At 59.4% G+C, this 18,825-nt stretch carries 16 protein-coding genes and 1 tRNA gene; 12 read left to right on the forward strand and 5 right to left on the reverse strand.

Annotated features, from left to right (window positions below; genetic code table 11):
• The first annotated feature begins 2 nt into the window (after positions 1-2).
• The 8 genes from KTR40_RS15580 to KTR40_RS15615 all read left to right on the forward strand — a co-directional run bounded on the left by KTR40_RS15580 (position 3) and on the right by KTR40_RS15615 (position 10,307).
• Positions 3-79: transfer RNA gene (locus KTR40_RS15580), tRNA-Pro, on the forward strand.
• A 246-nt stretch (positions 80-325) separates the two neighbouring features.
• Positions 326-2,806: a class I SAM-dependent DNA methyltransferase gene (locus KTR40_RS15585; protein WP_228404315.1), complete on the forward strand. Its 2,481-nt coding sequence runs from the start codon at positions 326-328 to the stop codon at positions 2,804-2,806.
• 50 nt (positions 2,807-2,856) lie between these two features.
• Positions 2,857-3,996 (forward strand): restriction endonuclease subunit S, encoded by a 1,140-nt coding sequence (locus KTR40_RS15590; protein WP_255708933.1) that lies wholly within the window; start codon positions 2,857-2,859, stop codon positions 3,994-3,996.
• Positions 3,993-4,934: a GIY-YIG nuclease family protein gene (locus KTR40_RS15595; protein ID WP_228404317.1), complete on the forward strand. Its 942-nt coding sequence runs from the start codon at positions 3,993-3,995 to the stop codon at positions 4,932-4,934. The genes KTR40_RS15590 and KTR40_RS15595 overlap by 4 nt, the downstream gene beginning before the upstream one ends.
• Positions 4,931-8,029 (forward strand): type I restriction endonuclease subunit R, encoded by a 3,099-nt coding sequence (locus KTR40_RS15600; protein ID WP_228404318.1) that lies wholly within the window; start codon positions 4,931-4,933, stop codon positions 8,027-8,029. The genes KTR40_RS15595 and KTR40_RS15600 overlap by 4 nt, the downstream gene beginning before the upstream one ends.
• Complete coding sequence (locus KTR40_RS15605; RefSeq protein WP_228404319.1) at positions 8,016-8,741, forward strand: M48 family metallopeptidase; 726 nt, start codon at positions 8,016-8,018, stop codon at positions 8,739-8,741. The genes KTR40_RS15600 and KTR40_RS15605 overlap by 14 nt, the downstream gene beginning before the upstream one ends.
• Before the next feature lie 70 nt (positions 8,742-8,811).
• Positions 8,812-9,699, forward strand: a complete 888-nt coding sequence (locus tag KTR40_RS15610) for a nucleotidyltransferase (RefSeq protein ID WP_228404320.1) — start codon at positions 8,812-8,814, stop codon at positions 9,697-9,699.
• Entirely contained in the window at positions 9,696-10,307 is a 612-nt protein-coding gene (locus KTR40_RS15615) for a hypothetical protein (protein WP_228404321.1), read from the forward strand. Before KTR40_RS15610 ends, KTR40_RS15615 begins: the two co-directional genes overlap by 4 nt.
• On the opposite strand, the gene KTR40_RS15620 is transcribed toward KTR40_RS15615, so the two are convergent.
• On the reverse strand, positions 10,296-10,733 hold the full coding sequence (locus tag KTR40_RS15620) for a helix-turn-helix domain-containing protein (protein ID WP_228404322.1): 438 nt from the start codon (positions 10,731-10,733) through the stop codon (positions 10,296-10,298). The two genes, KTR40_RS15615 and KTR40_RS15620, sit on opposite strands and share 12 nt — an antisense overlap.
• 137 nt (positions 10,734-10,870) lie before the next feature.
• The gene (locus KTR40_RS15625) at positions 10,871-11,098 is read right to left on the reverse strand and encodes a hypothetical protein (RefSeq protein ID WP_139030356.1); all 228 of its coding nucleotides are present in this window, start codon (positions 11,096-11,098) and stop codon (positions 10,871-10,873) included.
• Positions 11,099-11,226: 128 nt separating this feature from the next.
• Between KTR40_RS15625 and KTR40_RS15630 the strand changes: the two genes are divergently transcribed.
• Positions 11,227-12,492: a helix-turn-helix transcriptional regulator gene (locus tag KTR40_RS15630; RefSeq protein WP_139030357.1), complete on the forward strand. Its 1,266-nt coding sequence runs from the start codon at positions 11,227-11,229 to the stop codon at positions 12,490-12,492.
• Between the two features lie 35 nt (positions 12,493-12,527).
• Here the strand turns inward: KTR40_RS15630 and KTR40_RS15635 are convergent, their stop codons facing one another.
• A complete protein-coding gene (locus KTR40_RS15635) occupies positions 12,528-13,466 on the reverse strand; it encodes a phosphoribosylaminoimidazolesuccinocarboxamide synthase (protein WP_139030358.1) in 939 nt (312 codons plus the stop codon).
• Between the two features lies 1 nt (position 13,467).
• Entirely contained in the window at positions 13,468-14,784 is a 1,317-nt protein-coding gene (gene purD / locus KTR40_RS15640) for a phosphoribosylamine--glycine ligase (RefSeq protein WP_228406169.1), read from the reverse strand.
• Between the two features lie 117 nt (positions 14,785-14,901).
• Between purD and KTR40_RS15645 the strand changes: the two genes are divergently transcribed.
• From KTR40_RS15645 to KTR40_RS15655, 3 genes are all read left to right on the forward strand, one after another.
• Positions 14,902-16,479 (forward strand): molybdopterin-dependent oxidoreductase, encoded by a 1,578-nt coding sequence (locus KTR40_RS15645; RefSeq protein WP_139030359.1) that lies wholly within the window; start codon positions 14,902-14,904, stop codon positions 16,477-16,479.
• A 46-nt stretch (positions 16,480-16,525) separates the two neighbouring features.
• On the forward strand, positions 16,526-17,542 hold the full coding sequence (locus KTR40_RS15650) for an asparaginase (protein WP_228404323.1): 1,017 nt from the start codon (positions 16,526-16,528) through the stop codon (positions 17,540-17,542).
• A gap of 127 nt (positions 17,543-17,669) precedes the next feature.
• Positions 17,670-18,047 carry a sterol carrier family protein gene (locus KTR40_RS15655; RefSeq protein WP_139030361.1) on the forward strand — a complete coding sequence of 126 codons (378 nt, stop codon included), beginning with the start codon at positions 17,670-17,672 and terminating at the stop codon, positions 18,045-18,047.
• Between the two features lie 6 nt (positions 18,048-18,053).
• On the opposite strand, the gene KTR40_RS15660 is transcribed toward KTR40_RS15655, so the two are convergent.
• Positions 18,054-18,815, reverse strand: coding sequence for an SDR family oxidoreductase (locus KTR40_RS15660; protein ID WP_228404324.1), 762 nt, complete (start codon positions 18,813-18,815; stop codon positions 18,054-18,056).
• Positions 18,816-18,825 lie beyond the last annotated feature (10 nt).

An 18,825-nucleotide genomic window follows, 5' to 3' on the forward strand; every position in this document is an offset into this window, starting at 1 on the left:
ATCGGGATGTAGCGCAGCTTGGTAGCGCGCTTCGTTCGGGACGAAGAGGTCGCAGGTTCAAATCCTGTCATCCCGACCAGAGTGGCTTTATTCGAACCATGGTTCGAGTAGACCGACTTTAGTTGAAACAACAGAGATGGCGTCGAGAAATCGGCGCCATTTTTGGTATCCGGGAACTGGTCGGAAAGTACGCCTGAAACGGTTGAGGTCTCTCCCCACCCGCAAACCTACCTAGCTAAGCCCGACCTCAACTGATTTGTCGTTGCTCCCCGGTAGATTGAAATCAACACTAAGTGGCTGCCGTCGTGTGGCTGGAGACTACCGCATGACAAGTTCAACTGAATCAGGATCAACACAAGGGGTACGCGCCGTGGCGCTCAAAAAATCAGACCTTTATAGCTCGCTCTGGAAGAGCTGTGATGAGCTACGGGGCGGCATGGACGCCAGCCAATACAAGGATTACATCCTCACGATACTGTTCGTGAAGTTCGTATCCGACAAAGCCAAGACCGACCCGAACTCCCTGATCGATGTTCCCGCCGGCGGCTCATTTGACGACATGATCGCGCTCAAGGGTGATAAGGAGATCGGCGACAAGGTCAACAAGATCATCGCCAGGCTCGCCGAAGCCAACGATTTGCAGAAGGTCATTGACCTGGCCGACTTCAACGACGAGGAAAAACTCGGCAGTGGCAAAGACATGCAGGACCGTCTGAGCTCGCTGATCACAATCTTCCAGGATCTCGACTTCCGAGGCTCCCGGGCGGAGGGTGACGACCTCCTAGGGGATGCATACGAGTACCTGATGCGCCATTTCGCCACTGAGTCTGGCAAGTCTAAGGGGCAGTTCTACACGCCCGCGGAAGTTTCGCGGACCGTTGCAAAACTAATTGGCGTCGATTCGACAACCCCACGATCATCCACGGTCTATGACCCGACGTGCGGTTCCGGCTCACTACTCCTTAAGGTGTCTGCCGAGGCTCCCAATGGTCTAACCATCTACGGCCAAGAAAACGACGTAGCCACTTGGGCCCTATCAAAGATGAATATGATTCTGCACGGCAACGAGATCGCAGATATCCGCAAAGGAAACACGATAGCCAGCCCTCAGTTCGTTGACGGCCCTAACCTAGAAACATTTGACTTCATAGTTGCGAATCCTCCTTTTTCCAACAAGACCTGGACCAACGGTCTTGAGAACGAGTTTGGTCGATTCGAATATGGGCGTCCACCGGAGAAAAATGGCGATTATGCTTTCTTATTACACATCCTAAAATCCATGAAGAGCACGGGAAAAGCCGCTGTCATCCTACCGCACGGCGTTCTCTTTCGAGGGCACGCTGAAGCATCTATCCGTAAACAGCTTTTGAAGCGTGGATTCATCAAAGGAATTATCGGACTGCCTGCGAATCTTTTTTATGGGACGGGAATCCCTGCCTGCATCATTGTGCTAGATAAGGAAAACGCGCAAAGCCGCACTGGGGTTTTCATGATTGATGCATCTAAGGGCTTCTTAAAGGATGGGAACAAGAACCGCCTGCGCTCCCAGGATCTCCATAAAATCGTCGATGTTTTCACGAAGCAAACAGTGGTCGATAGATACTCACGCATGGTGCCTCTAGCTGAAATCGGCAACAGTATCAACGACTTCAATCTCAATATCCCGCGCTACATCGATTCATCAGAACCAGATGACGTTCAGGATCTCTACGCCCACCTGCACGGAGGCATCCCAAACCGCGACATTGAGGCGCTTCACGACAGCTGGGATGCATTTCCTTCACTTCGCCAGCACCTTTTTAAGAGCAACGGCAATCCTGACTATAGTCAGCTAACCGTCGACATCTCGGAAGTGCAGCAGGCAATTATTGCTTCGACCGAGTTCAAGGGTTTTTCAAACAAAATTCGAAGGCAAGTGGCCGACTGGTACGCAACTCACCAGCCTTCCCTCGAATTGATCAATGCCGACACCAAGCCGAATGATCTTATTGGCGAAGTTGGCGATGACCTGCTCCATCGGTTCAAAGAGACGCCACTTCTCGACGAATATGCCGTCTACGAGCAGCTGATGACGTACTGGCACAGCGTCATGCATGATGACGTATTCCTTCTCATGAACGAGGGGTGGTTGAATGCGGCTAAGCCGCGCAAAACTATTGAGGATAAAGATCGCAAGATCACTGAGACCCCGGACCTCGTGATCGGCTCGGGCCGGAGCGCGGCAAAATACAAGATGGACCTAATTCCACCCGCTCTAATCGTTGCTCGGTACTTTGCCGATGAGCAGAACAAAATTGATGACCTGACGGCAGCGGCCGATGCAGCCACTCGCCATATCGATGAATACATTGAAGAGCATGCGATCGAAGAGGGCCTTCTTTTTGAAGCCATGGACGACGGTAAAATCACGAAGGCCTTGGTAGTTTCTCGGCTGAAAGCTGCAAAGCACGAGAACGCCGTCGCCGAGGAGATTAAAGCACTTGAGTATCTGATCAAACTTTATAACAAAGAATCAACGGCAAGGAAGCTTGTCAAAGATGCGCAAGCAAACCTCGATGCTGCAACCCTGGCCCAGTACGGCAAGCTCAGTGAACAAGACATACGTGAGCTGGTTCTCACCGACAAGTGGCAGACGACTATTACAGTCGGGATCACTGGGGAAATCACAAAGCTCACTCACGATCTTGTTGATCGCATCACGGAACTCGGCAGTCGTTATGATGCCACTTTGCCTGACATCGAGTCAAAGGTTGAAGAATTTAGCGCTCGCGTCTTAGGACACCTCGCAGACATGGGAATCAAATGATCCAGTCCTCTACAGATCACATTCGACCCGTTGGTGAACTGACGAAGTGGATGTCAGGCGGGACACCAGATCGGTCGAATAGGACGTATTGGCAGGGAACCATTCCTTGGATAAGCGCGTTTACACTGAAGACCACCGAGATTTTCACGTCGGATCAGTTTGTTTCTGCCCAAGCGGTTAAAGCAGGGAGCAAGATGGCTCCCATCAACTCGACACTCCTTCTAGTTCGAGGTAGCGCGCTTCACAAGGAGATCCGTGCAGGACTAGTCACCGCTCCCGTAGCCTTCAATCAAGATGTGAAGGCGCTTGTTCCGCTGTCCGGGCTGGAACCGAAGTATCTCACTTTTTCGATACTGGGCAACTCGGAAAAACTACTCCGACTGGTCACGTCCGCAGGCAATACTGCTGGGGTGCTTGACACAAAAGTAGTTCAAGATTTCGAGATTTGGGTTCCCGGTAACCCGGAGCAACGCCAAATTATTACGAAGCTGAACGATGCCGATTCCCTAGTCGCATCATTGGAAAGGCTCGTCGCCAAAAAACAGTCCGTCAAGCAAGGCATGATGCAGCAACTCCTCACCGGGAGAAGGCGCCTGCCAGGGTTCACGCACAGTTGGTTTGATGATGCCAGTATCGAACAAGTTGCCACCCTGACCATGGGCCAAGCTCCCAGAGGGGCCTCTTACAACACCAAAGGTAACGGTCTACCGCTCATTCAAGGCAATGCCGATATTAGGGATCGGCGATCCATTGACCGTCTTTGGACAACTGAGCCTTCGAAGCTCTGCAGGGTAGACGATGTACTTCTGACGGTTCGCGCGCCAGTCGGTTTCACCGCCATCGCTTCTCGCGCCTCATGCATTGGCCGCGGAGTGTGCGCCCTGAGCACTCCTAATAGCAATAGATTCTTGTACCATGCACTCGTACATGCAGAACCCCGATGGTCTGTATTCGAACAAGGCAGTACCTTCACCGCTGTCAATTCAGCTGAGGTCAAAGCATTTACTTTCCCTTGGCCGTCGGACTTAAATGAACGAAATGCTATCGCGGCCGTTCTTGACGATGCCGATGACGAGATCGCACGTCTAAAGGATCGGCTTCAAAAAGCAACAGACATCAAGCAAGGCATGATGCAGGAACTCCTGACAGGACGGACAAGATTACAGCCAGTTAGTGAGTCCTTACTATGAGCGTAGGTAAGTCAGTCCGCCTCTTCCTGGCGGACGGCACACCCGGCGGCCTTCTGACAGCTGAAATCATGAACTGGACTGGTCACGTTGCTGCTGCCCCACGATCAGACCTTGGTGCGCTGTTGAAACGTCCCGAAGCGTCGCGGACGGGCATCTATATTCTTCTTGGAGACGATCCAGAAAGTATGGGTGGATCGCTCGCTTACATCGGCGAAGGTGATGATGTCGCCAAACGTCTCTATCATCACTCTCGCAATGAAGATCAGGGCGGAAAAGACTTCTGGGATCGGGCAATCGTCCTCACCAGCAAGGACACGAACCTAACCAAGGCACACGCCCGCTATTTGGAGTCGCGATTCATCTCACTTGCGCAAGAGGCCAACCGTTCACGGCTAACCAACGGCACAGCGCCTCCCCTCCTGCCACTTCCAGAGTCCGATATATCGGATATGGAGTACTTCGTGACGCAGGCCAAAATCATCTTGCCCGTCCTGGGCGTCAACATCTTTCGAACAACGACGACACTCCGGCAGCCGTCAGACCCAACAGATGTAGCGGCTCCGGCCGATCCATCTGTCTCGCCGATCTTCGAGATATTCGTCAAGAAGTACGGCATCAGAGCATCGGCGCAAGAAATTGATGGTGAGTTCACGGTCAAGAAGGGGTCAATGGCCCGACTCTCCTTTACCGAGAATTCAAGCAATTACGAACTTCTCCACGACGAGCTCCTCAAGAGCGGGCAGCTTGTTCAGGACGGAGAAGACACCGCGATCTTTGCCCAAGACATCGTCTTCCGCAGCCCATCGGCTGCGGCGGCAATCGTGGCGGGCAGAGCGGCAAACGGCCGAGTCGAATGGCGTATTCCAGGAACGGGCATAAGCTTCGGAAGCTGGCAGAATCAGGATGTTGAAAGTAATTTTGGGGGAAATGAATCATGAGCACAGTCGGACAGATTGAACGTAAGACACAGGACCGTGTTGTCGACCTGTTCCAAAATGAACTTGGATACGAATACCTGGGCAACTGGGAGTATCGCGAAAACAATTCTCACCTCGAAGTCAGCCTGCTTGAGCAGAATCTAGAGGCCCGTGGCTATGACGCCAATCTGATCAACAAAGCCGTTGAGCAGTTCAAGAAGACCGCGTCTCTCGGCGGCGGTCGCAACCTATACGAAGCTAACCACGAGGTCTACAACCTTCTCCGCTACGGTGTGAAGGTCAAACCCGGTATTGGCGAACAGACCGAGACGGTCTGGCTAGTGGACTGGCACAACCCCGAGGCAAACCACTTCGTGGTTACCGAAGAAGTCTCGATCAAGGGCGAGCACAACAAGCGGCCCGATGTCGTTCTCTACGTCAACGGCCTGGCGCTCGGCGTCATCGAACTCAAGCGCTCAAAGGTCGCGGTCTCCGAAGGTATCCGCCAGAACATCGGCAACCAGAAGAAGGACTTCATCCGTCCGTTCTTTAGCACGGTGCAGCTGGTCATGGCCGGCAACGACGTCGAAGGGCTGCGCTACGGAGTCATCGATACGGCCGAAAAGTACTGGCTTGAGTGGAAAGAACCATCTGACATCGAGGAGCCGCTCGATCGTGCGCTCGTCCAGATGTGTTCGAAGAGCCGATTCCTGGAAATTATCCACGACTTCATGGTGTTCGACGGCGGCACGAAGAAAACTTGCCGCCACAACCAATTTTTCGGCGTCAAGGCCGCCCAGGACCGCATCGCCAAGCGCGAAGGCGGCATTATTTGGCACACCCAAGGTTCGGGCAAATCCCTCACTATGGTGTGGCTGGCTAAGTGGATTCGCGAACATCAGACGGGCGGCGACAGCCAAGCTCGTGTCCTCATCATCACCGACCGTACTGAACTGGACGATCAGATCAAGCGAGTCTTCAATGGCGTCAACGAGGACATCTACCGCACGAAGAGCGGCGCCGATCTTATAGGTTCGCTAAACAGCAATGACCCTTGGCTGATGTGTTCGCTCGTGCACAAGTTCCGAGGTGGTGACGACGATCAAGCTCAGAATGACGCCGACGGCGACTTCATCGCCGAGCTGAACTCCAAGATTCCGGCCGGTTTCTCCGCAAAGGGCAACCTATTCGTCTTCGTTGATGAGGCCCACCGCACCCAGTCCGGCAAGATGCATAAGGCCATGAAGCAGCTCCTGCCCGGGGCTATGTTCATCGGTTTCACCGGTACCCCGCTGCTCAAAGCGGACAAAGCAACCAGCATCGAGACCTTCGGAAGCTTCATTCATACCTACAAGTTCAACGAAGCGGTCGAAGACGGCGTGGTGCTCGACCTACGCTACGAGGCCCGCAACATCGACCAGGATCTCATCTCATCAGCCAAAATCGATCAGTGGTTTGAGGCAAAGACCAAGGGCATGACTGATCTTTCCAAGGCTGAGCTCAAGAAGCGCTGGGGCACGATGCAAAAAGTCGTCAGCTCCGAGCCGCGATCCAAGCAGATCGTTAACGACATCCTGCTCGACATGGAGACGAAGCCACGCCTCATGGACAACCAGGGCAACGCCATGCTCGTTGGATCCAGCATCTATCAGGCGTGCAAGTTCTACGAAATGTTCTGCCAGGCCGGATTCAAGGGCAAATGCGCCATCGTCACGAGCTATGTCCCTCAGGCCAGCGACATCTCCAAAGAGGACTCAGGCCACGGTGCAACTGAAAAGCTGCGCCAATACGACATCTATCGGCAAATGCTTGCAGATCACTTCGATGAACCAGCTGACCAGGCGGTGACGAAGATCGAGCAGTTCGAAAAGGAAGTCAAAGACCGCTTCATCAACGAGCCCGGTCAGATGCGCCTTCTGATCGTTGTCGATAAGCTGCTGACTGGCTTCGACGCACCAGCAGCAACGTATCTATACATCGACAAGAAGATGCGCGATCACGGACTCTTCCAAGCCATCTGTCGCGTCAACCGTCTCGATGGTGACGATAAGGACTACGGCTACATCGTTGACTATCAGGACCTCTTCAACTCCCTGGAAGACGCCATCACGGACTACACGTCTGGGGCTCTCGACGGTTACGAGAAGTCCGACATCGAGGGGCTACTCAAAGACCGCGTCCAGCAAGCCCGCGAAGATCTGGACGAAGCCCTCGAACGCATCCGTGCGCTCTGCGAAGCTGTCGAACCACCTCAAGGAACGCTTCAGTATCAGCGCTACTTCTGCGCCATCGAACAGGGCAACGCCCAGCAGATCAAGAACAACGAAGCCAAGCGCGTCGAACTCTACAAGTCCGTGGCCGCATTGGTTCGTACCTACGGAGCAATCGCAAACGACATGGCCGAGGCTGGATACAGTGCGCTTGAAACTGCAGCTATTGCCAAGGAAGTCACCCACTACGTCGCTGTGCGTGATGAAGTGAAACTCGGTGCTGGTGAGAATGTCGACTTCAAGCAATATGAAGCCGGCATGCGATTCCTGCTCGATACTTACATCCGGGCCGATGCATCTGAAGTCGTCGCCGACTTCCAAAACGTCGGTCTCGTTGACCTGATCGTTGAACAAGGAGCGGCTGCGATTGACAAGCTCCCGACCGGGATCAAGAAGGATCCTGAAGCGGTCGCCGAAACCATCGCGAACAACATCCGCAAAGTCATCATCGATGAAAACGCGATGAATCCGAAGTACTACGAGAGCATGTCCAGCCTGCTTGACGCCATCATCGAGCAACGCCGCAAGGGTGCCATTGATTACAAGGAATATCTTGAGCAGTTGATCGCCCACGCCAAGAAGGTTGGCTCAAAAGAGTCTGACACTGTCTACCCCGCCTGGGCATCAAACGGCGCGCAGCGTGCCATCGTCGACTTCGGCTGGGCAGATCCGGCGACTCCGATCCAGGTCGACGCCGCCATCATGACGAGCAAACCGCACGGTTGGGTTGGCAACACGTTCAAGGAGAAGGAAGTGGCGCGAGCAATTCGTCGTGTCCTACCGGCTGACTTCGACCGTTTCGATGAACTCTTTGACTTAGTAAAGGCCCGAAATGAGTACCGCTAGCGCCTACCTCACCGTCTCCGGGATCGATGTCGATGTCATCTACAAGAACATCAAAAACCTGCATATCGCCGTCTACCCTCCCCTCGGCCGGGTGCGCGTTGCGGCGCCTGAACGACTCGATGACGATGCCATCAGACTTGCTGTCGTGCAGCGATTGCCATGGATCAAGAAACAGCGCGAGCAGCTCCGCAACGCCGTGCGTCAGACCGAACGCGAAATGGTCACAGGAGAGTCCCACTTTGTTTGGGGCCAGCGATACCGACTAAAGGTCGTAAACGAACCTGGTCGGATTCGGTTTGATATCACCGGCAAGCGCCTGACCTTGCACGCCCCCAAAGAAAGTACTCCGGACGCTCGTCGCGAAGCTATGGATGAGTGGTACCGCTCAGCCCTCAAACACGAGATCCCTGAACTCATAGCCAAGTGGCAGCCGATCATCGGTCGCAATGTGGCGAAGTGGACCGTGCGCCGCATGAAAACCAAGTGGGGCAGCTGTAACCGCGAGACCGCCCACATTTGGTTCAATCTTGAACTCGGTAAGAAGCATCCGAACTGCTTGGAGTACATCGTGGTCCACGAAATGATGCATCTCATCGAACGACACCACAACGATCGCTTCACTGAGCTTATGGACCAACACCTCCCCGACTGGCGTGCTCGAAGAGATGAGCTTAATGCCGCACCACTTGCTGCCGAGGATTGGGCGAAATGACACAAATAGCTCACTTCCCAGTCCCCCATCAGCGTTCAGACCGCCAAGCAATTACGGAGAAGCCAGCACGATGAGTCTTGAAACAAAGTTAGCTGGATGGACAGGCCCATCCAGCGATTCCGAGCAGGAGAAGCAGGATCGCACCGAACGTATGATCCGGGAGGCCATGCAAGGCCACCCAGGATTAGACGGCTGCACACTGAAGGTCTATGCCAAGGGCTCGTACGCGAACAACACGAACGTGCGGTCGGACAGTGATGTCGACATTGTTGTTCAATGCAATGACGTCACCTATTGGGAGGAGGCCGCTCCAGGTGTACATCCGACGTCAACTCCATACACCGGAATTTGGACTCCAGATAAGCTACGCGCTGAACTAGCTTCTGCTCTCCGCGCCAAGTTCCCCGGACATGTCGACACTTCCGGCTCAACTGCCATACGAATAGAGTCAAATACCGCGCGCGTCGAAGCGGACGTGGTGCCGGCCTTCAACTACAAGTACTACTTTGCGAGCGGAGGCCATCGCTCCGGGTCGCGTGTCTACAAGAAGGATGGTACGTACCTCACCAACTACCCCGACCAGCAGCTTGTGAACGGACGCGCTAAGAACACTGCAACTGGTGCGCGCTACAAGAAGGCAGTCCGCATCATGAAGCGGGTTGAAAATGGCATGGTTGCAAGCAACCATCACCGTGAAGTGCCCTCGTTCTTCATGGAGTGTCTTGTGTACAACTGCCCAAATGAAGTCCTCATGCGATCGACCTGGACCGACATTATCCAGGGCGTCATCGTGCATATCTGGAATGAGCTGCAGGGTGCCGAACCCACGGAGACATCAAAACGCTGGCTGGAACCTAACGAGATCAAATACCTATTCCACTCGTCCCAGCCATGGACCCGTGCGGACGGCCGTGATTTCGTGAAGGCTGCGTGGAACTACCTGGGGTACACATCATGAAAACCAACATAGGCATCAGGGTCGGGGCGTCTGTTCTCATAGCGGTTCTTGCGGTCGTCTCGTGGGTGACTAGCGGGGTCCTGAACTTGGAACCCTTGAAGTACCTATCGGGAGCGGTTTTTGTCGCCACAGCGCTCTTCACTCTATGGGACCTGTGGCTATGGCGACTTGCTTGGCTGCAACTGATCCCTGGCGTGCCGTTGTGCGTTCGAGGCACTTGGAAGGGCACCCTCGAGTCATCGTGGATCGATGCCAGTGGCCAAAAAATCGCACCCAAGGACGCCTACTTGGTTGTCCGCCAAACTTATAGCGTGGTACACGTCACACTCTTGACGAATGAGTCCAAGTCGGAATCTTCACTTTCTGGCGTAACCAAAACGGAGGGACTGTCAGTGCTTCATTACCTCTTCTTCAACAAACCGAAGATGAAGCACGAAGCGATCAGCCGCATGCATCACGGCTCCACGACGCTGGAAGTTTCAGGTAAGCCTGCCCGACGCCTAACTGGGCGATACTGGACGGACAGAGACACCAGAGGTGAGCTTGACTTCAACGCGCATAACAAGAAGATTGCCGATGACTTCGAGGAAGCAGCCTCACTCTTCTGATCCACTCGATAAGAGGAAGATGCGGGCGGTGTCGTAGCTACAGCCAACACTCTTAGCTATGTTGCGGATAATCACCCCCTGCCTGCGGAGGCGGAGGATCTCTTTCTCTTTCGCTGGCGTCAAGCCATGAGGCCTGGCGTTGACACCATGCTCGGCAAGCAGACGCAGGAACGTTGACTTAGCAATGCCGCTTTCACGAGCTAAAGCGGTACTCATCTCGCCGGATTGGTAGCGAGCGACCAACTGAGCCAACTCGTCCGAAGTGAAGCGATCAGCGAGACGGTATCGCTGAGTCTTCGGCGCCGCTTGCTGCGGACGCGGCATGCTCTGGCCAGAATCCATCCGCTTCAGCGCCGCCGAGACCGTCGCGAGCTGGTCTACTTTGTGGCGTCCGTGCTTCGAGTAACCTGCAAGGACCTCGACCAATACAAAAGAGGGTCTCCTTGCGGAGGCCCTCTTTTGTATTAACCGGAGTTCCGCAAAATCGGTAACTTTTTGGTAAAGGAAAAGCCCCGGAGCAGGTGCTCCGGGGCTTCCCTCGCCTCCTGTGGTGAGGAAGCTGTTTACACAGGGTCGGGCCAGTTGCCCGTGTAGGTGGTGTAGCTGGTTTCGGTGGTACCGGCTTTCTTGCCCTTCGTCTCCTTGGAGACAGGATCAGGCCAGTTTCCGGTTCCGGCTACAGCCACTCGTTCCGTGTCAGCGATGGAACCTGCAGACAAGACAGCCGGAGCCGCCGCAGAAAACGCCAACGCCCCAGCCAGGACGGCTGCCGCTGCAATCTTCTTCAACATATAAGTTCCTCAATACGAGTCGGATTCGTTACAAAGCCAGCACTGTCCTTGTTGACATACATTGTAAAATGTTTTCCACAGCGGCTGTCAAGCGCTAACAGGAAACCTGTGGAGAAAGGAGGAGTCCCGTGGGCAACGGATTCGGGGAGAAGCTCCGGGCAGAGAGGCTCGATAGGGGGCTGACACAGGCGGAACTGGGCAAGGACCTGTACTCCCCCAGCTACATTTCCCTACTTGAAACAGGCCGCAGGGAACCAACTGCGGAAGTGATCGAGGAACTCGCACGCAGGCTGGAGCTCGCGCCGAAGGCCTTGGAAGCATGGAGCCAGCCCATCACGGTCAGCGACGCCGAGTATGTCCTGGCAGGACTGTACGCCCGCCAGGCGTGGGACCTGAGGGATTACCCGCTCGCCGCAAGCCATGCCGCAGCAGCGGCCCAGATTGCACTTGACGGAAGAAACACCAGCGCCTGGTGGAACATGAGTTACATGCAGGCCGAGTGCTTGCTGAAGCATGGCGACCTGCAGGAGTGCCGGGAGGTCGTGGAACGCCTGCTGGAGCACCCGATGGCCAGGGAATCTGTGGGGCTCGGCGCCCGGGCACGTCAAATGCTCGCTGTTATATGCCAGCGTGAGGGCCAGCTGACGGCCGCCGTGGAGCACGCAACCGAGGCCTTGGCAATCGCCGAGCAGCTGCCAAGGGGCTCGATCATTACCATCGGCGCCCTGCGGGCCCTGATCGGCGCCTTGGCCGAAAGCGGCCGTCTTAATGAAGCGTGGAAGTACTGCCAGGAGTTGCTCACCCAGGTGGACGAGCACGCGATGTCCCAACTTGCCGGCGAGGTGGCCTGGGTCATCGGCAACGTGGCGTTTATGCGCCACGATTATGTGGAGGGCGTCAAACACCACGAACGCGCAGCGAAACTGCTGTCACCGGCAAATGATATTGAGCTGTGGGCACGTTTTAATAAGGCGTCCGCCGCGGTACGGCTGTCATCTGGAATTGTGGAGCCTGAAACCCTTTCATCCATTGAACGGGCTGAGCTTGCCTTTTCAATCGTCAGCGGAACCAAGAGTGATGAGCTGGAAGTCGCTTTCATCCGCGCCCGGTGGCTGTACCTGACCGGGGACATTGTTGCCGCCGTCGAGAAGCTCAGGGAAATCCACGCGGAGCGGGACAGCCTGGCAAAGCACACAGCCGGGGAAGTGTCACTGCTGCTGGGCAAGTCCCTCAAGGCCGCGGGTGAATCAGAGGAAGCGCTGGTCCACCTCGAAGAGGCGCAGAAAGCCTTCAGCGCCGCGGGAGCCGCTGACCGCGTCCAGCAGGCACTGGACGCGGTCCTGGAAATAAAGCTGGCCCAGCGGCGCGCCGCTGCCGCTGTGAAAGCCAGCTAGCAACACGCCGTTCGCCGGGAGCAGCTGGGGCTCCGTCAGGCGAAGGTTTTTCCGGTCAGTTTCTCGTAGGCCTCGACGTAGCGGCTGCGGGTACGGTCGATGACCTCGGCGGGCAGCGCCGGCGGAGGCGTATCCGAGGACCTGTTCCAGCCCGACTCGGCCGATGTGAGCCAGTCCCTGACGTACTGCTTGTCATAGGAGGGCTGAGCGCGGCCCGGCTGGTATGTGGCGGCATCCCAGAACCGTGAGGAATCCGGTGTGAGGACCTCGTCGCCAAGCGTAATGGACCCCGAAACGGGGTCGTAGCCAAATTCCACCTTGGTGTCCGCCAGGATGATGCCACGCTCCCGGGCGATCTTCTCGGCCACGGTGTAGATCTTCAAGGTGAGCTCGCTCAGGCGCCCTGCGATGTCGTCGCCCACCATGGCCACCACGGCGTCGTAGGTGATGTTCTCGTCATGCTCCCCCACCTCGGCCTTGGCCGAGGGCGTGAAGATCGCGTGGTCAAGCCGCGAGCCGTCCACCAGGCCCTCCGGCAGCGGAATGCTGCACACAGTCCCCGATGCCTTGTACTCCTGGAGGCCGGAACCCGTGAGGTAGCCGCGGGCAATGCATTCCACCGGGAACATGTCCAGCTTCTTGCAGATCATGGCACGGCCCTCAACGGCGGCGGGGACGCCGTCCTCCACCGTGGATCCCAGCACGTGGTGTTCCACGTCCAGCTGGTCGAACCACCACAGGCTCAACTGGGTGAGGATCCGCCCCTTGTCCGGAATCTCGCTGGACAGGACATGGTCAAACGCGCTGATCCGGTCGCTGGCCACCACCAGTACACAGTCCTGCCCGACGCGCTGCAGGATGGATTCGTCCGCCGGTTCGTAGAGGTCCCTGACCTTCCCCGAGTAGACATGGGTCCAACCGGGCAGTTCGGGGGCCTCGGTGCTGAAGCCGCGGGATGCTGGAACGTTGCTCATGCTAGGCCTTCGTCTTGGTCCCGTGGAGGGATGCGCTGGCATTGAAGGGGACCTTCACTTCCCCGCGGGCGGCCTTGCCGCCGATGTCCGTGCGGAACTGCGAGCCCTCAAGCTGAACCAGCTCCACGCCGTCGTACGCTCTTTCACGCGCCTCCACCAGGTCGCTGCCCAGCGCGACGACGGCAAGCACGCGTCCGCCGGCGGACACCACTTTACCCTCCTCGTCGAAGGAGGTGCCGGCGTGGATGACGTGCACGCCTTCCAGTTCCTCCACCTTCTTGAGCCCGCGGATGCGGTCCCCGATGCGCGGAGTGTCCGGGTAGTTTTCGGACGCTATGACGACGGCGACGGCAGTTTCCTTCGCCCAGCGCAGCTCTTCCGCCTTGTCCAGTTCGCCCTTGGCGGCTGCCAGCAGCAGGGCACCAAGGGGCGTCTTGAGCCGGGCCAGGACGGCCTGGGTTTCCGGGTCGCCGAAGCGGACGTTGAACTCGATCACGCGGGTGCCCCGCGAGGTGAGGGCCAGCCCCACGAACAGCACGCCGACAAAGGGGGTGCCGCGGCTGGCCATCTCGTTGACCGTGGGCTGGGCCACGCGGTCAATGACCTCCTGGGCCAGGCCTTCCGGCGCCCACTCCAGCGGAGTGTAGGCGCCCATGCCGCCGGTGTTGGGGCCTTCGTCGTTGTCGAAGATCCGTTTGAAGTCCTGTGCCGGTGAAAGCGCCACCGTGTTGTGCCCGTCGCACAGGACAAACAGGGAGACTTCGGGCCCGTCCAGGAACTCCTCGATGACCACGGTGCCGCCGGCGTCGAAGCAGGACTGCGCGTGGGCCAGGGCTTCCTCGCGGTTCTTGGTGACCACCACGCCCTTGCCTGCGGCCAGGCCGTCGTCCTTCACCACGTAGGGGGCACCGAAGGTGTCCAGGGCAGAGGCGGCTTCCTCGGCGTTGGTGGCCACCATGGCCATGGCCGTGGGCACCCCGGCTTCCGCCATGATTTCCTTGGCGAATGCCTTGGAGGCCTCGAGCTGTGCGGCCGCCTTGCTGGGGCCGAACACGGGGATCCCTGCCTCGCGGACAGCATCGGACACGCCTGCTGCGAGCGGCGCCTCCGGGCCCACCACTACCAGGTCCACGGCGAGCTTGGTGGCCAGGGCGGCAACGGCGTCGGGATCGTTGGCGTTGATCTTGTGGGTCGGGACCAGCTTGCTGATGCCGGCATTGCCGGGAGCTGAGTGGACCTCGGACACGTTGGGGTCGGCGAGCAGGGAGCGGACAATGGCGTGTTCGCGGCCTCCGGGGCCGATGACGAGTACCTTCACAGTGTCCAAGGGTACTTTGTGCACCCTGCCCGGTCCTAAGCTGTGTCGGCGCGCACAACAATTGGGCCGCAGGTCCGGTGCTGCAATCCGGGGCTGCCTCCGCTCCGAATCCCCGTCATGAAGAAGCTGAGGAATTCACCCAAGGGACCCACTGCCATGGCCGCGCTGGCAGGCGCGGTGGCGGCCGCCGTCGTCCTTGCCGTGGCTGAACTGCTCGGGGCCTTCTTCACCGCCCGCGCCACACCGCTGATCGCCCTGGGATCCACCTTCATCGACTTCACACCGTCCTGGCTGAAGGACTTCGCCATCGCCACTTTCGGCACCAATGACAAAGCAGCACTCTTTGCGGGCATGGGCCTGACCATTGCCGTGCTGGCGTGCTTACTGGGCGTGGTGGCCTACCGGCGCTGGGCATTGGGCGTGCTTGGGGTGCTGGCTATGGGCGCGGTCATCGTAGCGAGCGTGGTGACCCGTGCAGGCGTGGGGCCGGCTGATGCCCTTCCCTCGGTGGCGGGCACCTTTGCCGGCCTGGCCGCCCTGCGGCTGCTGATGAAGCGCCTGCCGCGGCAGTCAGTGTGGCCGGAAGCCCCTGCGAGCGCCGCAGCCGACCCTGCCGGACGCCCGGGCACCAGCCGCCGCCGCTTCTTCGCGGCAGCGGGGATCACCGCGGCCGCTGCCGGGGTGGCGGCCACGGGAGGCAGGCTGTTGGGCGCGGCCCGCAGCAACATCCTCCAGGCGCGGGATGCCCTGCAGCTGCCCGTCCCGGCCAAGGCGGCACCGGCCGTTCCCGCCGGCGTCCAGTCCCCGGTGCCGGGAGTCACTCCCTGGCTTACGCCCAACGGTGAGTTCTACCGCATCGATACCGCGCTCAGCATCCCGGAAATCGACGTGGACAGCTGGGAACTCCGGGTCCACGGCCTGGTGGAGGAGGAGGTCCGCCTCACCTTCCAGGACCTGCTCGACGCCGACCTGATCGAGTCCCATGTCACCCTCACCTGCGTGTCCAATCCCGTGGGCGGAAACCTGGCCGGCAACGCCAAGTGGCTGGGCTTGCCGCTGCGTGAGGTGCTGAGGCGGGCAAAGCCGAAGGAGGGCGCGGACATGGTGCTGTCCACGTCCATCGACGGCTTCAGCGCCTCCACGCCGCTGGAGGTGCTGCAGGATGACCGGGACGCGATGCTTGCCATCGGCATGAATGGCGAGCCCCTGCCGCTGGAGCACGGTTACCCGGTGCGGATGGTGGTTCCGGGCCTGTACGGTTTTGTCTCCGCCACCAAATGGGTGGTGGACCTGGAGGTGACCCGCTTCGCCGACAATAAGGCCTACTGGACGGAGCGCGGCTGGTCCGAACGCGGCCCCATCAAGACCATGGCGCGCGTGGACGTCCCCAGGTCCTTCGCCAAGGTCCCGGCGGGAAAGGTGGCCGTGGGCGGCACGGCCTGGGCACAGACGCGGGGCATCAGCAAAGTAGAGGTCCAGGTGGACGACGGCGACTGGGTGGCGGCGGATCTTTCCACGGAAGCGTCCCTGGTCACCTGGCGCCAGTGGTCCTACCAGTGGGATGCGGCTCCCGGCCAGCACTACATCAAAGTCCGGGCAACGGACGGAACGGGTGTTGTGCAGACAGACCAGCGCGCGGACCCGGTTCCGGACGGCGCCTCCGGCTGGCAGTCCGTGATGGTCACGGTCCAGTAGGGCCGCCTTCCGCCGCATTCCGTCAGGCGGCCCCTAGACTGGCACCATGCCGCACAACCCGCATGCCACCTTTACCGTGGACTCCGCAGTGGAACTGGCCGTGATCGAACGGAGCGGTTTTGTGGAGTCGCGGCACATCGGTTCTGCCGTCCTCCTGGCCGCGGACGGTTCTGTGGTCACTGAGCTGGGCGACATCAATACCCCCATTTTCGCCAGGTCCACCTTGAAGCCGTTCCAGGCCCTGGCAGCCATGCAGTCCGGCGTCCCGTTGCGGGGCGCGCAGGTGGCGGTGGCCTGCGGCAGCCATACCGGCTCCCTGGACCACATGGATGTGGTGGAAGGAATGCTCAAGGCAGCCGGAGTCCGCGAGGACCAGCTCCAATGCCCGGAGGCCTGGCCCCAGGATGAAACGGCCCGCAACTGGCTGGTGCGGTCGGAACGGGGAAAGTCCAGGCTCGCCTACAACTGTTCCGGCAAGCATGCTGCCTTCCTCTGGGCCTGCACCGAAAACGGCTGGGATACGCACAGCTACCTTGAGCCCAACCACCCGCTGCAGCAGCGCGTCCGCACCGTCATCGAGGAATACACGGGTGAGAAGATCGCGCACCTGGGGATCGATGGCTGCGGGGCGCCGGTCGCCGCGGTGTCCCTCAAGGGGCTGGCCAGGGGGTACTCGCAGCTTGCCAAAGCCCCGGGCGACCAGAGCTTCAGTGCCCGGGCTGCCACCATCGCCACGTCCATGCTGGACTATCCCTGGGCGGTGCAGGGCCGCGGCGAGGCCAACACGCTGGTCATGGACGAGCTGGAGATTATCGCCAAGATCGGCGCGGAAGGCGTCCTGGCCATGGCCACGCCGCAGGGCGTGTCCGTAACCGTGAAGATCCTCGACGGGAACGTCCGCGCCACCTCACTGGTGGCGCTGACCCTCCTGGCCGCGGCCGGCGCGGTGGAGATCCCCGGCGTTGCCAGCGTCCTGGAAAAAGTGGTGGACCCGGTGCTGGGCGGCGGAAGGCCTGTTGGAAAAATTCGGCTGGGGCCCGCAGTTTCGGCGCTGCTGGACTAGGTTGCCGGACCTGGCTGTGGCTGGCCGCATGGGATCTGGGTCCAGGCCCGCCGGGATCCTTCCCCCGCCAGGGTCCGCGGTACTCTGGTTGTCTTTGCCGTTGCACCCCACGAAAGGGGCCCGAAACATGGCTGTAGCCCGTCGCAGGATCGACCCAAAGGAGGGCGCCGCAGCTGTGGAGGCGTGGCGAAAAGCCGCCGGACCGTCGCCGGACGTTCCTGTCCCGCGAAGCATCCTGGCCACTGCGGTGCGCTACACGCTTGAGGAGGTCACCGCGCGGGCACCGGGCAATTCCGTGGAGGTGCGGGTGCCGCCGTTCGGCGTCACCCAGTGCGTGGAAGGTCCGCGGCACACGCGCGGCACGCCGCCCAACGTCATTGAGTGCGACGCCGCCACCTGGCTCGCGATGGTTACAGGCCAGTTGGGCTGGGCGGACGCGGTGGCCGAGCACAAGGTTGCTGCCTCGGGCCTCCGGGCAGACCTCTCGGCATTGCTCCCGCTGTAGACGGGCTCAGCCGCGGCCGATGAATGGCATGCCAGCGGCGGTCACCACCACGGACCCCACGCTGGCTGTCGGCGGCATGTTGGCCATCATCAGGACGGCCCGGGCGGCATCCTCAACGGGGAAGGTGGGTTCAACCCGGCGGCTGCCGTCGGCCTGGAGCGCCCCGGAACCCACACCGATGGTGTCCATGATCTCCGTGGCCGTGTTCCCAATGTCGATCTGCCCGCACGTGATCCCGAAGCCCCGCCCGTCCAGCTCGATGCTTTTTGTCAGCCCTGTCATGGCGTGCTTCGTGACGGCGTAGGCCACAGTCCTGGGGCGTGGCGAATGCGCGGAGATGGAGCCGTTGTTGATAATCCGCCCGCCCTGCGGATCCTGCGCCTTCATGGCCCTGACGGCGGCCGCGGCGCACAGCATGGAGCCAGTGAGGTTCACTGCCAGGGTGGCGTTCCAGTCCTCCAGCGAGATCTCGTCCACGCCGGCGGCCGGGCCGAAAACCCCGGCGTTGTTGAACAAGACGTCCACCCGGCCCCACCGCTGCCGCACGGCGTCGAAAAGGCGCTCGACGTCGTCGGGCCGGGTGACGTCGCAGGTGACCGGAAGCGCCTGCTGGTGGCCGGCCGCCGTCTCCAGCAGGTGCGCCTCGCGGCGCCCGGCAAGGGCGACGGCGTAGCCATCGGCCAGGAGAAGGCGGGCCACTGCCCGGCCGATTCCGGAACCGGCGCCGGTGACCACCGCAACGCGCGCAGCTTTGCCTGTATTGCTCATGGGGTTCCCT

This window comes from Pseudarthrobacter sp. L1SW (assembly GCF_020809045.1).
Lineage (GTDB): Bacteria > Actinomycetota > Actinomycetes > Actinomycetales > Micrococcaceae > Arthrobacter.

What these genes read in the sequence shown, in the direction of transcription:
- KTR40_RS15595 (WP_228404317.1), top strand. Translation starts at nt 3,993, where the DNA reads ATGAGCGTAGGTAAGTCAGTCCGCCTCTTCCTGGCGGACGGCACACCC.
- KTR40_RS15635 (WP_139030358.1), bottom strand. Translation starts at nt 13,466, where the DNA reads ATGAGCAACGTTCCAGCATCCCGCGGCTTCAGCACCGAGGCCCCCGAA.
- KTR40_RS15655 (WP_139030361.1), top strand. Translation starts at nt 17,670, where the DNA reads ATGGCTGTAGCCCGTCGCAGGATCGACCCAAAGGAGGGCGCCGCAGCT.
- KTR40_RS15610 (WP_228404320.1), top strand. Translation starts at nt 8,812, where the DNA reads ATGAGTCTTGAAACAAAGTTAGCTGGATGGACAGGCCCATCCAGCGAT.
- KTR40_RS15625 (WP_139030356.1), bottom strand. Translation starts at nt 11,098, where the DNA reads ATGTTGAAGAAGATTGCAGCGGCAGCCGTCCTGGCTGGGGCGTTGGCG.
- KTR40_RS15645 (WP_139030359.1), top strand. Translation starts at nt 14,902, where the DNA reads ATGAAGAAGCTGAGGAATTCACCCAAGGGACCCACTGCCATGGCCGCG.
- KTR40_RS15605 (WP_228404319.1), top strand. Translation starts at nt 8,016, where the DNA reads ATGAGTACCGCTAGCGCCTACCTCACCGTCTCCGGGATCGATGTCGAT.
- KTR40_RS15615 (WP_228404321.1), top strand. Translation starts at nt 9,696, where the DNA reads ATGAAAACCAACATAGGCATCAGGGTCGGGGCGTCTGTTCTCATAGCG.
- KTR40_RS15585 (WP_228404315.1), top strand. Translation starts at nt 326, where the DNA reads ATGACAAGTTCAACTGAATCAGGATCAACACAAGGGGTACGCGCCGTG.
- KTR40_RS15590 (WP_255708933.1), top strand. Translation starts at nt 2,857, where the DNA reads ATGTCAGGCGGGACACCAGATCGGTCGAATAGGACGTATTGGCAGGGA.
- KTR40_RS15600 (WP_228404318.1), top strand. Translation starts at nt 4,931, where the DNA reads ATGAGCACAGTCGGACAGATTGAACGTAAGACACAGGACCGTGTTGTC.
- KTR40_RS15650 (WP_228404323.1), top strand. Translation starts at nt 16,526, where the DNA reads ATGCCGCACAACCCGCATGCCACCTTTACCGTGGACTCCGCAGTGGAA.
- KTR40_RS15660 (WP_228404324.1), bottom strand. Translation starts at nt 18,815, where the DNA reads ATGAGCAATACAGGCAAAGCTGCGCGCGTTGCGGTGGTCACCGGCGCC.